The following is an 18607-nucleotide window of genomic DNA, read 5'->3' as shown; positions in this document are numbered from 1 at the left end:
TTACTGAATCATCTTCAAGCCGAATTGATTCATTTGGTAAATCAATTTCCCATCAACACTTAAATATCCATTGGCAACAATCGATTTATTTTGATCATCAATTTTAGTCACAACAGCCTCAATGGTGACGAGCTGGTTGGCAGGGATAATCTGACCACGATACATCCAATTGTGCTTTAAGTTCAAGGTGATTGGCTCAAAGTGGGTCATTTCAGAGGACCCCCAACGCTCAATCGCGATATATTTAAGCAGTTGTTGGTAGGATTCTAGTCCTAAAGAACCCGGGCAAACAGGATCTTGGTAAAAGTGTGCTTCAAAGAACCACTCTTTAGGATTCACTTTTTTTGTTCCGCGGATAAATCCTAATCCATCAGGACCTCCATTGGCAACGTACAGGGCAATATCATCAACCATGTGTAGCTTTTGTTTGGGATACGGAGCATGCATCGGATAAGGGCAACTGATTGCGTTATCGATCTCCTCGATGCTTGGTTGGTATTGTTTCGCATCACGGATACCAATTTGATTCGAAAGAGCCTGCTCAGTAAAGAAACCGAACACCGTATCACCTTGATAAACTGGGCCCTGAGCATCGCAGACACAAAAGTCGTAACTCTGGATAATCATGCCACCACTACTTGAAACACGAGTCAGTTTGACCGTTGTTGTTAAGGTGCCACTGCCAGGTGTGACCGCACGATGTTGTACGGCTTTTCCATCCAGATTACGGAAACACAGATCGATGTCGCTGGTGAGTGCTGAACCAACAAATGCAGCCATCCAGCCACAGGGTTGAAGAGCAATCTCTAGCAATACGCTGAATGGCATGTAGGGGTGACGTTCTGCATCAAAATACCATCCATCTTTTGGAACGTCATATTGAGCTTCGACGGTTCCACCCGCCACCATTTTCCACGCCTCAGCCTGAATATCAGTAACGCGATCAAGAAATTGAAAAGGTGGTCGTGGTAGTCGTGCTAAACGACGTCCCTGATCAAAGATGCGGTAGGGTTCACCAAAAGCATCGGATGGATTACCACTCGAATAAGCGAGAATACTGTCGTAATCGTACAGAGCGGGTTTAGCAGTGGTCGCTGTCGCAGTGGATGTATTAACTATGTTCGTGGCGACAGAACGTGATTGCCAGCGTGAAATCAATTTTTCACGAGTTAAACCACTGATTTGTACCGACATGTCAATGATCTCAACAATTGGCTTACCATCTGCGTACATCAAGGCATCTACGATGGCGAATGGTTCAGGGTGATAGCCTAACTCTTTGATGGTGACTTCGTAGGTGACTGTTTGAGTTTTTTCTGTCACCTGACCACGGCATTTAAGTTGACTGTCGATTCCCGGTACTGGCTCCCAAGCCGCTTCCCCTTTTTCGCTCACCCAACCCATACGCATTAAATAGATACGTAATGTATGCAGGCAGCATTCGTACATTAATGTGCCTGGCATCACGTTATCATCGCAGAAATGACAGGTAAGGAACCAATCGTCTGGGTGAATATCCATCTCAGCACGAACCTGACCTAAGCCAAAGCGTCCAGCTCCAGGGAGGATGGCGGTAACGCGATCAACCAGTTCCATGTGTCCACTGGGGAGCGTATAGGGTGTCTGGACTTGAAGTGGCTCAAACAGCGGGCCAAAGCATTGTGTGAGTTGTCCTTGACGCAATGCGCTCACCTGTTGGGCGTTGTAGTGCTCTTCAACCATCGGCACAAAGTCGATCCAGTCACTCGGTCGCTTACCTTGCTTGGGCATCAGGTCAAATTTTGTATGGATAATCCCTTTACCCGCATCAAGTTCCTCTTGGGTAAAGAAACCGGCACAGCCGTCGCGCATAGTCATCAGTGGAACACCGTTAACGGTACTGTCAAATTGAAAGCGAAACAGCCATGTGTCGCCTTGACGGAAAAACCGTTCAATGCGGATATCGTAGCGAATAATGTCGCCGGGTTGTGGCAGAGCACTATGGAATTTAACGACAGCATCAAGCAGGCGATAGACGGCCTTCCCTTTACTGTGAAAATCGATCCCAAGATATCCCGATAGGAACAGGTCAGCTTGTCCCGCCTCAACAGCAACACAGGTTGGAATACGACCCCCATCGAGATACCATCGGTCAGAGGTCACATCGTGTTCGGTGATGATGCGACCGTGACTCATGGAACATGGTTCGCCTTCAACGCTCATGATCCGGTCGACCAACATCAATGGTTCATCAGGTAAACGGACGCGGGTAGGGTATTGATCGATCTCAGCGAATTTAGGCCCCAAAACGTTTGCAATGGAGCCAATTGCAAACTCCATGCAACGTTCTCGGTCGAACGCAACAGGTTCGGTCGGCATCACTGGAACTACTGGTGTCGTAATGGCTGGTTGCACTGGTTTTGTCGTAGAATGGGGTAGGTGGCCCAGCAACTCTTTTTGCAGGGCGATATTACGCTCCATCAGTTGTCTGATGTTATCTGAAAGCTGTAAAAATTGATCATGCGCAGCATTGTGATGTTGTTGTGTGACCTGCATCGTTTGCATAAGGGGATCACGCAACGGTTGCGGCGTAACTTCAGTGACCTGTTGAGCTTGTATCGGGCTCGGCTCAGGGATGTCGAAGGAGTTAGGGCTCGGCTTTGGTGTTTCAGGCAGCGTAAACTGAGGCTGACCATTGTGTAGGCAGATCGGCTTAAAGCTAGAGTCCGAAGGAGCTTGAGGTGTCGACTCAACATAAAGCGGCGCTGGATCACACGCAATTCCTTCAGAGATTAATTGGCCGACAAGTCGCGCTAACGTTGTGACGGCAGACTGTCCCTCGATGCACGTTGGTCGTACAACATGAGGACGGTCACCAAGAATTCGTGAGATCATGCGGCTACATGAGTTGCCGCTGCCTGTTTCGACGAAAATGCGTACGCCATCATCGTAAGCGTTGTTAATCACTCGTGTGAAATCGATGGTATCCGTTGCCTGAGCAAGAATCGCATCGGCGCAGCGCTCAGTGCTTGGGGTGTAAACGTGTCCTGATGCACAACTATAAAAACGGATTCCACTTGGAACCGTGGTCGGAAATAGGTGCAGATCCCGATAGGGTTTACTGACGATGGTCGGTACGGGGCAGTGCACCGTGGTGACACCGTGTAGTTCGATAAAAGGAGTACTTAATTGATTAACGATATCCATAACAGCGGAGCGGTTGCCGCCAATGATGCACTCTTCTGGGGTATTAACAATAAGTAGGTAAACCTGCTCTTTACCGTCTAACGCTTTCCGAACCGTTTCAGCACACACGGGAACAATGCCTAAACACCAATCAATCGGCATCTCATCACTGAACCCCCACAGTTTACGTGCTGCATGGCATGGCCCGGCGAGATCGGTGGTGAAAAGTGATGAGGCTTCGATCCGTTCCAGCATCTCATCGCGTTGATTCCACGCCTTAAGTGAAAACAGACTGGATGATTCGCCCAAACTGTAGCCGATAGCTGCTTGTGGCTTAATGCCCAAGCTTTGTGCCGTATCACTTAACGCGGTACACAGTGCTACATGAGCGATGATCATCGCATTATGATCATCTTCAATTTTCTCACGCGAAACATTCGACCAAAAAATATGTGGTTGATATTGATCTTTTAAACGCAAGTTTTGTCGATGTTGTGCTTCGAAAATTGCCGGATATTGACGGCCAAGCTGTTGTCCCATCGCTGGAAAATGGTTTCCTGATCCTGAAAAAACAAAGGCGACTTCACTTTTGCCATCGTTTGCATGACCGATAGGATGAGGTGCATAAAAAACTTTATCGCGTGCGCAAGCGGGTAGGGTTGCACCACCGCGGCCGTCTAATCTTTGCTCTGAGTTGTTTTGTAGATGTTGGGTCGCAAAAAAGATCTGTTGTTGCAACTCTTTCTGGTGTTCACAAATAAATGACAGTGCAAGACACGGTGACTTAGGGTGGTGGCACTCTTTGGCCCAGCTTGATTCCTGTTGGACAAAATCATCGTCAATCTTGCGGTTCAAAAATGTTGTTAGCGCTTTGAGCTGTTGCTGTAACTGTTCTGCCGTGTGACCAAAACAATTAAATAGATGACTATGTTCTTCACGTGCAGGGAAACGGCTGGGTAGCGGAGTCTTCTCGCTACTCCATTGGCTCAAAAGAGTCTGGTTGCACATTCCCCCTGTGCCAAAACTGCTGATTAAGGCGCGCCGAGGTCCAACCTGTCGATTGTGTAGCCAATATTGATTGGTGGCTTGATCAGGATGAGCGGTTGTCGAGGTGTTGGGTAGCACACAGTGATGCAAGGCGAGAGCTGCTTGGACAATTGAAACCAAGCTGCTGGCTTCACCGCTATGACCTAACGTGCCACTACTGTTGGCAATGTGACAATCAGGTGCAACATGTTTTTCGAGTGTCTGTTGATAAGCTTTAACGCGATGTTTTGGTGCGCTGATATCAACATAGCCAATAGCGTCACCAGTGATCGTGTTCTGAGAATAGAGGTGTTTAATGCCACGTTCTACGGCATCGTCAGCAACATCGAGCAAGTTGGGGCTAGCGTTGGTGGTGCTGGTGGTTGCATCAATGAGAGCATAGATAGTATCGCCATCCTTCTCAGCAGCAGAAAGAGGCTTTAATATGAGGGCACAGGCTCCTTCAGCAATGGCGTCGTGTCGGCCAAGTTTGTGTTGACTGAGCTGTGCGCGGAGATCACCCGGCATATCCACGGAACCAACAATTGCCTGATGTATCTCACCTTTGCGTAGGGCAGAAACAGCCGTATGTAGGGCTTGAATTCCTGAGTTTTCCTCACTAGCGAGAGTATAGCTTGGCCCACCAACTTTAAATTCACGTGCAATTCGACTAGCGACAACGCTGCCAAGTGCCCCCATCGTACGGTTGGCGGTAAGGGGCGTACTGATGGCATCTTGTAACTGTTGTTGCCATTGTTCAAGTTGTTGATCGTCAAGATCAAGTTGTTGATCTTTGGCCCATTGTTTAACTTTATTCGGCATGTCCCAACGTAGGCTAAAGCTTGTGGCATTCAGATCCAGACCGTTGCCAATAAAAACACCACTGTGGGTGTGATCAGCTTTTGATAAACCAGAATTCTCAAGCGCGGCTGCTGCACTTTGCAGCATTAGGGCTTGTCGAGGGAGCATCTCTTTTAATTCCGTTGGTGGAATCCTGAATTTCCCCGGTGCGATCTTGACCTGATTGAGGTAGTGGCCTCGAAACTGGCTGGAACCAACCTCCCGCTTAAACCACCGGCTTTGTGATGCTTGATACCACGTTGCTGGCGTGTCAAACGCAAGGGGCGGAGTGTTGCCGAGAATGTGTTGGCGAAACTCTGTTAGAGACGACCATTTACCCAGTTGGATATCCATGCCGATGATAGCAATCGGTTCAACATCATTGATGGTGTTATTATTAAAGGGTAGTTCAACTTGGCTGCTAGTTCTGGTGTTGGCTGTTGGTTGCTCTGTACACTCTTCGAGTAACAAGTGAGCATTGATACCACCAAAGCCAAATGCACTGACTGCGGCACGGCGAGGACGATCAGCGGGAGCGTCCCACTGGCGAGCCTTATTGAGCACTTGAAAAGGACTGCTTTCCATCCCAAGTTGAGCGGATGAATGCTCAAAACCTGCTGTTGGTGGCAAGGTTTTATTCTTTAAGGCTAGAATTGTTTTAATCACAGCAGCGGAGCCGGCTGCTGTGAGAAGATGGCCAATGTTAGATTTAACCGAACCTAAAACACACGAGTGGTCTTTTGTCGAGTCGGCCCAAAGTTGTTTTAAACTGTCAAATTCGACCGCATCGCCTACAGGTGTTCCCGTTGCATGGCACTCAATATGGTCAATCTCTTCTGGCTTCCAGCCTGCTTGTTGATAGGCCGAACGCATGGCTCGCAGTTGCCCCTCAGACATCGGTGCTAAAAGGCTGCCACCAATATCATTAGATAAACCGATGCCGGCAATTTCAGCGTAGATATGGTCACCATCGCGGCGCGCGTCTTCAGTACGCTTTAACAGCATTATTCCAGCACCTTCGCCAACCACTAAACCGTTACCGCTGTGATTAAATGGCGAACAAACACCTGTCGGTGATAGGGCATGGAGTTGTGAAAAACCCATTTGAGTATATTGCGAATCAGGACGTGCTACGCCACCGGTGAGCATGGCATCAGCGCGACCAGATTGTAATTCATCGACGGCCAGTTTGATCGCATAAAGTGACGAAGCACAGGCGGCATCGAGGGTAAAACAGCGGCCACCAAGCCCGAGAGCCTTTGCCAGTACAGCGGCAGGTAATCCCGTCATGAAACGGTTAATTGGGGCTGTTTTGTCGCACGGAAGTTCAGTAGCTGATAGCTGCTCGTCAAATGTTCTACCAAGATACTCTTGTGCTAGTTGCGATGTTGTTTCACTTGGCAACGCTAAATTGCCGATGATAACACCCATCCGATCATGATTAACGCTGCCCAGTTTGGAGTCTTCGTATGCTTGACACCCTGCATGGAGAAGCAATTGAAAGATGGGGTCGAGGCTTTGAACCGTTTTAGCGTCAATTTTTAATTTGCTATAAGGAAGTTCAGCTTCTGCACTGTCGACAAAACAGCCACGTTTAGAATAAACACAGTCTATTTTACCTTCAGAACGATGATAAACATCTTCTACTGGAAGGCGCCAGCGACCCACGGGCGGGGTACTTGAGGTGCAATGAGCCGCTTCAATGATTTTCCAAAATTCGGATACATTGGCTGCTTGGGGGAAAATACCACCAATTCCAACAATTGAGATAGAGGGTGCTGTTTTATTTTGTTTGTACATGGGGATCCAAAAAAAGCCAGTTAATGAATATAGTAGCAAAGGGGTGAATTTACGCTGCAAACCCTGCTTTATACTACAAAATAGCGCCGAATAAAACCACTCAATCTATTTGAGATGATTGTTCAACTCAAGCATCTCCATTAATATTTCACCTTGAGAAATGCTGTCGTAAATTATAGAGGTAGACATTGTTGCAGAGGTGATTGCATCAATGTCGGGATTAAATGGTTGTGGGTACTTCAGGTTGCGGCCAATGAGTTGTTTTTTCAGTTTTTTCATATCTTCGACATTCCATGACACATTGCCTTTTTTGGTAATATCCAAAGGTACAATATCTATAATCTCACCAATTTCGTTAAAGATGTAGATGAGTTTGACATCGTGGCACACGTCACATACGGGGGTGCGATTAACTACATGTGCATACAGTATCTTTGACTGTTTATCTTTGAAAATACGCGCCTTGTAGACATGGTCAAATGAGTCAAGGTTGATCGGTGTGAAACTAGTGACGCGACCCAGTTGACGGAATGCATGGTAGGCCTGATCCTTAAGTGCTTCGGTAGAATCTGGTTCAGGTTCTGGTGGTTGTTCCGCTATTTTTTCTTGAACAAACTCACTCATCTCATCTTCAGTCATCTCCATAATGTCAACTAACTGAGAATAAATTTTACGATATCTGTGGTTGGTGCCACTGTGCGTTGCACAAACAACTCCAGTTGAATGATCATCGGCATTTGACTGTCTTTGGCGAACAAATACTGAGAAAGGGGAGACCTTGCCGCCAATTGTTCGCCATATTGTAAAATTTGTGTCGGCAAATACTGGAAATGGAATGTTGTGGGTTGATTTAAAGGTGTTCACTTCGCTCGCTAAGTTACCAACAGCGATAGCAATTATTTTGATTTTTTCTCTATTCTCTCGATGTTTTTCAATACGAGCGTAGAGCTTATTATAACTTGGAGCTTGCTCAATACAGTGGGGACAGTGAACGTTGAAAAATTCAATCAATAACACCTCGGCTTTAATTTGACTCGGAGTAAATGGTTGTCCTGCTTCGATACCGAGGTAAGTTGAGTCACTAACTGAGTCAGGCGCTGGAAGGATGATTTCAGGAAAAGTATCTCCCGAACGAATCACTCTTTTATTTAATGCAAATGCCGATGTGTTGAGTACTGTTAAGATAAGAAGAGAAAGTATCACATTGGTCACTGTTATCTTTATGTCAGAAAGATCTGCATTATTTTTCATAGTATACTGTTCTCCTTACGATGCTAAATGATGATTTTTAATACTCTAACATGATGTTTTTTTTTAAGCGATTTCAGATTGCAACTTGACAAAGGAAAGTTTTCGGTTAGAATGGTGACTAAATTGGTTATATATGAATCGTGAGTACTTAAACATAACTTTGAGGGGAATCGAAATGTCTGAAAAAAGAACTGGTGTCATCACATTTAAGGGAAATGGTGTAACTCTTGTTGGTCCTGACGTAAAGGTTGGTTCAAGTGCACCAGAATTTACTGTAGTAGACAATGGCCTGCAGCCTGTGACGTTGGCAACGGCGACTGGCAAAGTACAGTTGATTGCGGTTGTGCCGTCGATTGATACCGGTGTTTGCGATACGATGACACGTAAGTTTAATCAAGATGCTGCATCACTTCCCGAAGAGGTTGCTGTCTACACGATTAGTCTAGATCTGCCTTTTGCCCAGTCACGCTGGTGCGGTAATGCAGGGATTGAACGTGTTCAAACATTGTCAGACTACCAAGAGCGTTCTTTTGGCTTAGCATATGGGTTATTGATTGATGAGTTGAAGCTGTTGGCTCGTGCCGTTTACGTCATTGATCAGCAGGGAAAAGTCGCTTATCGTGAAATCGTTACTGAAGTGACTGCAGAGCCAGATTATGAAGCTGCTTTGAATGCCGTTAAGGCTCTACTGTAGGTTCGGTATTTATTTTTTACAATGTCGAATTTAAATATTGACAGTACCAATGGAAATTGATAAAAACACCTCACTGTTTGGGCGAATAGCTCAGCTGGGAGAGCATCGGTCTTACACACCGAGGGTCACAGGTTCGAGCCCTGTTTCGCCCACCAAACAATTCAAAGGGTTAGCTGATATTTCAGCTAACCCTTTTTTGGTTGTGCCCAAACGGTGCCCACCCTTTTTTGGGTCTACACCAAAGAACTTCTTGCTACTTTCTCAATACATTGAATAGCAAAAGATTCTAAAATTACAGCAATCTGTAGAGCTATATGTGCTGACTCTTCTTCCCTTTCATTTTTCTCTTTATGTCTAGTAACCAACCAATTATAGAATTGATTAATATCGTTGTAACGACTCCTGTACCAAATACAAGTTGCATCACTTCACTCCCTGTAACTTGCCGATACTCCCCCTTAAAACAACCCAGCCTGATGACCTTTACTCTCTTGCTTAAAGCCATCCCAGTTGCCATAAATTAGTTCAGTGCAGTCGCTTCGTTTAGCGGCACCACCGACAGTGTATTAATAAGCTACTTCGACCACTGCCAAATCCTTTAGTAGTTCGCGGATCTCGGGGTGAGCGTTGATGCTGATGATCATTTTGCCTTTAATTGACTTAGATAACATTGCTGATTTCTCATATTCTGACCATGAGAACTCTACTGCGTATCCTTCCGTTGGCAATAGGGAGGGTCGCAATAAAAGAGGGTATGAGGTCTGTCGTATTTCTACACTACTTTTTACCATGACAGATGTTCGATTGTTGTGCTGGCTAATCGGTAGTGAGCATCGGCTAAATCTTGTTCAAGGGTAAATATATTTAACCGTGGTCTGCTGGTTGTTGCTGTGCCAAAACTTTGGCCGTCTATTTCATCAGCTGAATTCAATATCACGTAGTTCCTATCTGGTCGTTAATTCATCCTCAGGTAACCATTCCACCAGTTCTTCTATTTTTCATCCAAAAAATAAACAAATTTTTCCCAAATTTCCGATCGTTGTATTCGTCTCTTTTGGGTTGGTTATACGCGATAAGGTTGATAAGTGAATGCTATTTTCTTGCGCAATTTCACACTTTAACTCTATGGAGGTACTTATGGGAATTTGTCTAACAACAGACGAATTGGCTTCAATATTACATTACGAATCTCGTTATATCCGCAGTGCTCTAAAGAGCACATAGGGTTATCAAAGGGATTCATTACATCCGTCCGTTTGGGCGGCGAAGATTCTTTATATTTGGGCTGCTATTGAAAAAAAAATGGTTAAAGCTACTGTGAAGCAAAAGCCAACCATTCCAATGGCTAATGGAGGTATCTGTTCTAAGTAGAATCCTAGGTCAAACAAACTGGGGGGGGGGTACTTATGACTTGAATTCAGGCCTGACTAATTATTTGACTGGCAATTTTTTTTTGGACTGATGTTTAAAATAATTCTCTGTATTTTCAATGAGGTAGTCAATTTAACCAATAAATTTAAAAACATGTTCAGTCCAGTTTCCATTAATAAAGTTGCGGTATCGACTTTAGTTGCTAACCTTATTAGACACAGCTTAAGATCGTGCTGACGGTTATGATTATTCATAGATTATATTGTGTGGGAATAATTATGGTTCATTTTAGCTTTGAGAGGGTGAATAGAGATGATCCGCGGATGGAGGAACTGTTCCGTTTACGTTATCGAGTCTATTGCACAGAGTGTGGTTTTGAGACGGATGAAGATCATCCTGATGGTCTTGAGTTTGACGAATATGATCAGTACGCCAAACATTTTTGCGCTGTCGTTGTGGAAACAGGCCAGATTATTGGCACTGTACGTATTGTTTTAAATTCCCATCTAGGTCTACCAATTAATAAACATTGTGTCATTGATGATGAAAAACTTTTTTCTGGTGATCCTAAAAAGATTGGTGAGATTTCCCGTTTGGCGATCAGTAAAGAATTTAGACGGCGTGAAATCGATAAGGCTATCTACGCACAACGTGATGTCGATCGGGGTGATATAAAGCGTTTGCATAAAGAACGGCGCGCATTTGAGGGTCTTATTGTGGCTGGACTTTATCAGTGTGTTTATCATGAAAGCGTTGCGTTGGGGTTAACCCATTGGTATGCCGTCATGGCTAAGGGACTGTGTGGACTGTTGAGGCGATGGGGAATTTCTTGGGTGAGAGTTGGTGAACAGGTTGAATATCATGGTCTTCGTGGCCCCTATATGGCGGTAATTGTTGAAATCGAGGAACAGGTATCCAGTCTTAACCCTCTTCTGTTGAAAAAACCGCTGGGTTGGGTAGATCGCTTATTTTGAACGCCAATCTTATAGTTTATTTGAGTTAAATTAAACGGAGAATTTATGTCTTTTATGACAAATACACTCAAATTAGTAATTGTTTTACTGCTCCTTGTTGGCTGTCAGGAACAAAGTAAAGAAGTTCTGGTTCATGATGGCATGGAGATGGTGACACAAGGTAACTCGTTGGGAGCCATCGTCCTTTTTAGTAATGCTCTAGATAAAGACCCCAATTATATCACTGCTCGTCATCAGCTTGGTTTGGCTTATCACCAGAGCGGTAAGCTCGAAAAGTCTGAAAGGGAGCTGCAAAAAGTTCGCTTGCAAAGTCCTGATAATGGAGTGGTTTTGTTAGATATCGCTTCTCTATATTTTGATATGCGTAAAATTGACGACGCTGAAGTGACAATTAGTCAGTTCTTAAAGAAACATTCTAAAAGCACAAGATCTCAAGAGTATCTTGGTCGTATACTTGATACACGCGGTGATTTAAATGGTGCTGAACTTCTTTTCGATGAAGCCATTGAGCTTGACGGAAAAAATATTGATGCACGATTGGCTCTGGCACAGAATTATATGAAACAGGGTCGGAATAGTGATGCCCGTGTGTTGTTGATTGAAGCGACTGAAGATTTTCCGAAAAGAAAAGATGCGTATTATATGTTAGCCGCTCTTGAGATGCATGAAGGGCGTAATGTTGACGCTTTGAAGGCATTTCAGCAAGTGGTAATTATTGATGCAAATGATGTCGGTGCATTGTCTATGGCCGGTATGCTGGCTCTTAATATGGGAAATAGTGCAGAAGCCCAGCGAGCTGTTGATGAAATGTCCAAGCGGTTTCCAGAGCATCCATTAACATCGCGGCTGATTGGAATGGTTGCCTATACCCTTGGCGATTTTGAAAACTCCACCGTTAAATTACGCATCTCTTTAAGAGAGATGCCTGATCTGATTAGTTACTACTGCCTCGGTTTGGCCGAGTATAAATTGGGTCACTTTGAATTGGCTTTAAGTCAGTTTAGAAACGTTCTTGATATCTATCCTGGCCATAGTCAAGCTCGGCTGATGAGTGGATTGACCTTGCTGCGACAAAATCGTTTAGACGATTGTATTCGTCAGATCACTCAGGTTTTGGCACAGAATGATAAGATTGCTATGGCGCATAACGTGGTTGGTAATGCTTACCTTGCCAAAGGTGAGTTTGATAAAGCCATGAGTCACATTGACCGAGCAATCGAGCTTGATCCGGGACTTGCGGATGCACATATAAAAAAAGGGTTATTTAACCTATCTAACGGGAATAATGCGGGTGCTGAAATCGAACTGGAAATGGCTGTGGCCGCAGCACCAGATTCGTTAAATAATCGCTTATTGCTTGCTTCACTTAATTTACGCCAACAGAATTATCGCAATGCTCTTGAGATACTGCAAGAGGGGTTAGACGGTAGTGAGCAGGATGCACTGTTATATAATTATATGGCAGCCGCATATATGGCGCAGAAACAGGTAACTGAAGCAATTGACGCCCTGAGCAGGGCGAAGCAGATTAAACCGGACTATCTCACACCCTATTTTAACTTGGTCAACTATTATTTATCTAACCAGCAGCGTGATAAGGCAATTGAAGAATATCGATCTATTCTCAAAATTTCCCCAGAAAATGTCAAAGCATTAATTTCATTAGCCGTATTGCAAGAGATTGACGGCGATGCTCAAGCGGCAAGTGCTGGTTATGAGGCCGCTCGCAATACAGCTGCCCCTGAAGGATTTTTGGCTTTAGCTGCGTATTTGTCGCGCAGCAACCAGCCTGATGAGGCCGCTAGAGTTGTCAAGGCCGCATATCTCGCACACCCAAAACACCCTGCTATTCTTGAAACTCATGGTAAGTTTTTGCTTAAAAAACAAGATTATGCCAATGCCGTAAAAATATTTAAATCTTTGAGTAACGTCAATCCAGATACAGGCTCACTGTTGTTGGCCGAAACGTGGCTAGCTAGCGGTGAGCGAGATAGGGCCGTGGCTGTGGCCCAAAAGCTGATTGATGAGCGGCCAGAAACCGTTGACGGTTATATGTTGAAAGCTGCAATTTATCAGCGCTTGGGAGAGGTTCAACTTGCAGAGGATGCGCTAAAACAAGGTATCGGATCTGTTAAGGATGCTCCAGTTCTTTCTTTGGCCCTTGGTAAAATTTATTCCAGAAATCAGAACACTACTCAGGCGTTGGCAACCTTCTCTGCTCTTCACAATGACTACCCAGAGTTTGTCCCAGGCATCTTTGCTCTCGGTGCCTATTATGATCATCAAGGAGATAAGCGCAAGGCTGTCGAGCTTTATCGTGAATCTTTGGCTAAAGATGAGAACTACACCGCTGCTTTGAATAATTTGGCTTATCTTTATTCTGATAATTATGGCTCAACTGAAGAGGGCCTCTTGTTAGCAATTAAGGCTTTTCGTAACGAACCTGGAAACCCTGGAATTCTCGATACTCTCGGATTGGCACTGTTGAAGAATTTACGCTATGAAGAGGCCGTCAATGTGTTGAATAAGGCTGTAGCAATGTTGCCAAAGGTTGCCATGGTTCATCTTCACCATGGGCAGGCGTTATTAGCTGCAGGGAAAACTGATGAGGCCCATGATGCGCTGGAACAGGCTGCCGATTTAGGTTTTGGGCCAGAAGTTGTTCAAGCGCAGCGACTACTTAAGGATATTGAACGCTAGATTAACGGACGGATGATGCGATGCGAAAACTGACTTCATTTATTATCTTCGTTGACCTGGCACTCGCTGCTGTTGCGTTGGTGCTCGGCAATTTGATTCGTTTCGATGGTGTTTGCACTGTCGCGACGGTATCTGGTTCCTTCGGTCTGCGCTTGCTGGCATTTGTATTGATTGTTGTGTTTTCATCCTATTTTTGTGAAATGTACCGCTGGGATGAGCCCCATGATAAGTATGATTTAGCTGCACGAATTGCTGTCGCTATTATGCTGGCTTTTTTTATCCTCTCTGCATCCTACTACCTTTTTCCTATCGCGATGATTAGTCGTGGTGTGTTGTCTTATTCGTTGCTATTTTTTGGTGGTCTACAGTTTATCGTTCATCTTGGGTTTATGTCTTTGATGAAACGACCGAACTTCGCAACACGCATACTTATTCTTGGTGCTGGCCCCTTGGCGGAATCGGTTGAAGAATTTTTGCAATTGCATACAGGAACCTACTCTCTTGCTGGATTTGTCCGCCTTGAAAAGGGCCTGTGCACCGTTTCAGATGACAAGATTATTGGCACGGATGATGATATTAATTCATTGATCAAACAGCATGGGATCGGTCGACTCGTCGTGGCGGTAACTGAGCGTCGCGGTGTGTTGCCAGTTCAAAATTTATTGCGCTGCAAATTTAGCGGTGTTGACATCATTGATGCCGCTAGCTTTTGTGAGGACACCACGCGCAAGTTGCCTGTCGAAAACATAAACCCAAGTTGGTTCATTTATTCGGATGGTTTTCGTATCACCCCTTTTTATCATTTCATCAAACGGACGTTAGATATCACCCTTTCAATCGTTGGTATGATTCTTTTGCTACCTGTTTGGCCTATTGTTGCCCTCCTTGTTCGTTACGATTCAGCCGGCCCGGTTTTTTATCGTCAAATTCGCGTCGGCGAACGGGAGGTCCCCTTTACGATCTACAAGTTTCGTACGATGCGGCAGGATGCAGAGAAAGAAACTGGAGCTGTCTGGGCAAGTGAAAATGACGTGCGTATTACTAAAATCGGCAAGTTTTTACGTAAAACTCGATTGGATGAATTCCCTCAGTTCTATAACGTTCTGAAAGGGGATATGAGTCTGGTTGGTCCGCGTCCTGAACGACCAGAGTTTGTCGAACAACTAAACGACAAAGTTCCCTATTACACCGCACGCCATTTCATGAAACCCGGAGTCACAGGGTGGGCACAAATTTGCTATCCCTATGGTGCTTCGGATGACGATGCACTGGAAAAGCTACGTTATGACCTTTATTACATTAAAAACTACACCATTCTCTTTGATTTTCTCATCATTCTGGAGACAATCAAGGTCGTACTCTTTGGTCGAGGAGGTAGATAAATGAAACGAATGCTCTTGTGTCTGTGTGTGTTAGGGCTGTTTTTCGTGAGTGTTGCTTGGAGTACAGATTATGTCATTGGTGATGGTGATACCTTGACTGTCGCTGTCTGGGGTGTCCCTGAACTGAGTGGTAGCGTCATTGTTCGCCCCGATGGGAAAATTACTTTACCGGCTGCCGGTGATGTCGTCGCTACCGATTTTACCCCGAGTCAATTAGGTCAAGAATTGACCCGCATCCTCGGAGATTACGTTAAGACCCCCATTGTGACTGTTACGGTGATGGGGATAACCAATAACCGCATCTATATCTCGGGTAGTGGGGTGCCGTCACAGGTTATTATTTTACCTGGGCGCACCACCCTTTTTAAACTTATGTGTGGGGTTGCAGGCATTGTTAATGCCGATTTGCAACGAGCTTCACTCATGCGTGACGGTAAAAAGTTGGATGTCGATATCTATGACCTTTTTATTGACGGTAACATTGAGTCGGACGTTAATCTGATGTCCGACGATATCCTGCTTTTCCCTAGCAACGAGCTGAATAAAGTTTATGTCGTCGGTGCAGTCAATACCCCTCAGGCGATCATGTATCGTGATGGCTTGCGAATCCTCGATGTCATTCTTGAATCGGGTGGTTTTACCAAATTTGCTAAAGCCAGCGCGGTATTGATTCTGCGTAAAAAATTCGATGAACAGGGCAATGAGTTAAGTGATGATCGCGTGCGTATTAAACTTAATTTGGATGACTTGATGAATGATGGAGAGTTGGAGCACAACATTACTCTTCAGCGCGGAGATTATGTTCTGGTCCGAGAAGGGATGTTTTGAGTGTTATTTTTAACGGCTGAATGTCTAACGGTGAATTTTAACATCTATATATGACAGGTGTTCAATGGACTCTACAACGATTCAGGTAAAAAAATATCTTCATCTACTTTATTGCCGACGCTATATCTTTGTGATTGTTGCGACGACAACAGCAGTGTTGATTGTTTTCGGTAGTTTTTTTTCTGTCAAACAGTATGAGGCAGAAAGCACGGTTTTCATCGAAGCAAATGTATTGAATAGGCTGATGAAAGGGCTAACCGTGTCACCGTCGATGGATGATCGCATTCGAGTCCTGCGTTATCATATGCTCAGCAGAGATATTATCTCGCGTGTTTTGAAAAAGTTGGATAAGGATGTCGTGGCCGGTAGTACTGAGGCTTTTGAAGGCTTGGTTCGCTATTGTCGAGAAACAACAATAATCAATATTAAAGGGAAAGATCTTTTCTTTGTTTCCTTTTTGAATTCAGATCCTCAGTTTGCCAAAGATTATATTAATACCTTGGTGACAACTTACGTTGAAGAAAACATATCAGCTAAACGTAAAGAATCTTTTGGTGCTGGAAACTTTCTTGCTGAACAGGTTGATTTTTATAAAAAAAAGCTAGATAGGCTTGAAAGTGACATTAATAATTATCGTCGAAAAACAGGAATATTTTCTACTGTAACCGAGGAATCAATTTTTGATGAGATCAAAGACAGTGATCTCAAAATCAAAGGTATAAAAGTTCAAATCAATGAGTTGATCGCTAGGATTAAAGCCATGAACGAACAGTTGGTCGTGATGGAATCTATGGAGGATTCAAATGGCAGTTCATTTGATAACTTGATGGGGGGATCAAACGATGAGATGCGGATCGATGCGTTAATGGATCATCTACAAGATATGTTGCTTGTCTACAACGATCAATATCCAGGCGTAATCAAGATTAAGGAACAGATATCTGAGCTTGAGAAACGTCAAATGTTGGCGCCCGATGAAATAGTCGTTGATACAGAGGGGGCCTATAATCCATTTGAAAATCCTATATTTGTCGATTTGAAAATGCGCTTGAATACCACTCAGTCCGATCTTAAGGCATTACAGGCTCAGGAGAGTGAATTACAAGAACAGATTAATCGTAATAAGCACATTTTGGAAAACTTTCCTCAGGATAAAAAGATTCTGGCTGACATGGAGCGCGAACGCAATATGAATCGAAATGTGTATGAAACGTTGATTGCACGTGTCGGGATTGCTGAGGTGTCAAAACAGATGGAAGTGGCAGATAAAGCGACAACATTTCGAATTCTTGATCCAGCAATTTTACCAACTTTTCCGGTGGGAACCAAGCGTTTAATGAAGATGATTTTGGGTCTTTTTGTCGGCATTGGTGCGGGAGTTGGTGCTGTGGTGCTGCGGGATAAGTTGGATGATACCGTCAAAGACGCCGATGCAATTAGAGCTCTAGGAATAACGGTATTGGCAGAAATCCCTCTTATGTACAACGACGAAGAAAGACAACGAGATAAAAAAAAGGATCGCTTCGTTTATTCCTATGCGGGGATCTGTCTCTTTTTCATCGTCACTATGATTGGTCACGATCTGCTTGGAATGACGTTGTTGGATAGTTTTATCGCCAACACTCAGCTCGATACGCTGGTTTCTGACCTTGTACAGCGTTTACACTAGAAGGGATTGAAATATGAGTCGCATCGAAAAAGCCATCGAATTGGCAGCGAAAAATCGCGAATCGGCAGTTTCTGTCTCACCAGAGGAGATGACCACTGAGTCATTAGCCTCAGGTTTTGAACCATGTCAAGATGGGGACGATGAACCATCCAACCATTATAACGCCGACCATGAAATTTTCGCTACAGTGCCGTTTCCGATTGTGCGTAATCCCTTTCTTGTTACGGCTAACGGTAAGACTGATTCAACTTCGGAGCTGTATCGCAAACTTAAATCGGCCATCGTTAAACTTGCACAGTTAGAACGTTTTGATAAATCGTTGATGGTTACCAGTGCCATTGGTGGTGAGGGTAAAACTCTTACCGCTTTAAATCTTGCGATCACTTTGGCACAAGAATTTGATCATACAGTGCTACTGATTGAGGCCGATATTCGTCGCCCTACCATTCTAAAGTATTTGGAAATGGAGTCATCAGCAGGGCTGACTGATTGTGCCTTAGACGGCCTTGATGTTAGCGAAGTGCTGGTCAAAACGGGTATTGGGAAACTGTCAGTTCTTCCTGCTGGGCGTATGGTCTCGAACCCTGTAGAGCTCTTCTCCTCTGACCGCATGCAGAATTTGCTTGTTGAAATTAAGAACCGCTACCCTGACCGTTATGTGATTGTCGACACCACACCATTGTTGCCTTTTGCCGAACCTCAGTTTATCGCCAGTGTCGTTGGTGGGGTGCTGTTCGTTGTTAGGGAGGGATATACCTCAATGGACAAAGTGACTCGCGCTCTTAGCCTACTGAAAAATTATAACTTACTTGGTGTCGTCTGTAATGGTGTGAACCAGATTCACAGTGGCGGCAAGAATGGTTATTACGGATATTACGGTTATAAGTAAGCCGTTCGGAAGGGGATT

10 protein-coding genes and 1 tRNA gene are annotated in these 18607 nt (G+C 44.5%); 8 read left to right on the top strand and 3 right to left on the bottom strand.

From position 1 onward, the window contains the following. On the bottom strand, positions 1-6831 hold the full coding sequence (locus ACZ5KY_RS12055; RefSeq protein WP_464244147.1) for a beta-ketoacyl synthase N-terminal-like domain-containing protein: 6831 nt from the start codon (positions 6829-6831) through the stop codon (positions 1-3). A gap of 105 nt (positions 6832-6936) precedes the next feature. Then, complete coding sequence (locus ACZ5KY_RS12050; protein WP_464244146.1) at positions 6937-8082, bottom strand: TlpA disulfide reductase family protein; 1146 nt, start codon at positions 8080-8082, stop codon at positions 6937-6939. 175 nt (positions 8083-8257) lie between these two features. Between ACZ5KY_RS12050 and tpx the strand changes: the two genes are divergently transcribed. Both tpx and ACZ5KY_RS12040 read left to right on the top strand, forming a co-directional pair. Continuing rightward, positions 8258-8776, top strand: a complete 519-nt coding sequence (gene tpx, locus ACZ5KY_RS12045) for a thiol peroxidase (protein WP_464244145.1) — start codon at positions 8258-8260, stop codon at positions 8774-8776. Positions 8777-8855: 79 nt separating this feature from the next. Next, positions 8856-8931, top strand: a tRNA-Val gene (locus ACZ5KY_RS12040). A 629-nt stretch (positions 8932-9560) separates the two neighbouring features. Here ACZ5KY_RS12040 and ACZ5KY_RS12035 read toward each other — a convergent pair. Next, positions 9561-9707, bottom strand: a complete 147-nt coding sequence (locus ACZ5KY_RS12035; protein ID WP_464244144.1) for a hypothetical protein — start codon at positions 9705-9707, stop codon at positions 9561-9563. 718 nt (positions 9708-10425) lie between these two features. On the opposite strand from ACZ5KY_RS12035, the gene ACZ5KY_RS12030 reads away from it, so the two are divergent. The 6 genes from ACZ5KY_RS12030 to ACZ5KY_RS12005 all read left to right on the top strand — a co-directional run bounded on the left by ACZ5KY_RS12030 (position 10426) and on the right by ACZ5KY_RS12005 (position 18589). Next, positions 10426-11121, top strand: coding sequence for a PEP-CTERM/exosortase system-associated acyltransferase (locus ACZ5KY_RS12030; RefSeq protein ID WP_464244143.1), 696 nt, complete (start codon positions 10426-10428; stop codon positions 11119-11121). Between the two features lie 54 nt (positions 11122-11175). Then, positions 11176-13821: an XrtA/PEP-CTERM system TPR-repeat protein PrsT gene (prsT, locus tag ACZ5KY_RS12025; RefSeq protein WP_464244142.1), complete on the top strand. Its 2646-nt coding sequence runs from the start codon at positions 11176-11178 to the stop codon at positions 13819-13821. A 20-nt stretch (positions 13822-13841) separates the two neighbouring features. Then, positions 13842-15203 (top strand): TIGR03013 family XrtA/PEP-CTERM system glycosyltransferase, encoded by a 1362-nt coding sequence (locus tag ACZ5KY_RS12020; RefSeq protein ID WP_464244141.1) that lies wholly within the window; start codon positions 13842-13844, stop codon positions 15201-15203. Further along, positions 15204-16031, top strand: coding sequence for a polysaccharide biosynthesis/export family protein (locus ACZ5KY_RS12015; RefSeq protein ID WP_464244140.1), 828 nt, complete (start codon positions 15204-15206; stop codon positions 16029-16031). A gap of 64 nt (positions 16032-16095) precedes the next feature. Continuing rightward, positions 16096-17700, top strand: coding sequence for an XrtA system polysaccharide chain length determinant (locus tag ACZ5KY_RS12010; protein ID WP_464244139.1), 1605 nt, complete (start codon positions 16096-16098; stop codon positions 17698-17700). Positions 17701-17713: 13 nt separating this feature from the next. Beyond that, complete coding sequence (locus ACZ5KY_RS12005; RefSeq protein ID WP_464244138.1) at positions 17714-18589, top strand: XrtA-associated tyrosine autokinase; 876 nt, start codon at positions 17714-17716, stop codon at positions 18587-18589. The last annotated feature ends 18 nt before the right edge of the window (positions 18590-18607 follow it).

The sequence above is a fragment of the Desulfuromonas svalbardensis genome (assembly GCF_055389415.1).
Note: the sequence above shows the minus strand (reverse complement) of the source record. Positions and strands in the feature narration are given on the sequence as shown.

Coding starts and splice junctions, on each gene's coding strand:
- ACZ5KY_RS12055 (WP_464244147.1), bottom strand. CDS start 6,831: ATGTACAAACAAAATAAAACAGCACCCTCTATCTCAATTGTTGGAATT.
- ACZ5KY_RS12050 (WP_464244146.1), bottom strand. CDS start 8,082: ATGAAAAATAATGCAGATCTTTCTGACATAAAGATAACAGTGACCAAT.
- tpx (WP_464244145.1), top strand. CDS start 8,258: ATGTCTGAAAAAAGAACTGGTGTCATCACATTTAAGGGAAATGGTGTA.
- ACZ5KY_RS12030 (WP_464244143.1), top strand. CDS start 10,426: ATGGTTCATTTTAGCTTTGAGAGGGTGAATAGAGATGATCCGCGGATG.
- prsT (WP_464244142.1), top strand. CDS start 11,176: ATGACAAATACACTCAAATTAGTAATTGTTTTACTGCTCCTTGTTGGC.
- ACZ5KY_RS12020 (WP_464244141.1), top strand. CDS start 13,842: ATGCGAAAACTGACTTCATTTATTATCTTCGTTGACCTGGCACTCGCT.
- ACZ5KY_RS12015 (WP_464244140.1), top strand. CDS start 15,204: ATGAAACGAATGCTCTTGTGTCTGTGTGTGTTAGGGCTGTTTTTCGTG.
- ACZ5KY_RS12010 (WP_464244139.1), top strand. CDS start 16,096: ATGGACTCTACAACGATTCAGGTAAAAAAATATCTTCATCTACTTTAT.
- ACZ5KY_RS12005 (WP_464244138.1), top strand. CDS start 17,714: ATGAGTCGCATCGAAAAAGCCATCGAATTGGCAGCGAAAAATCGCGAA.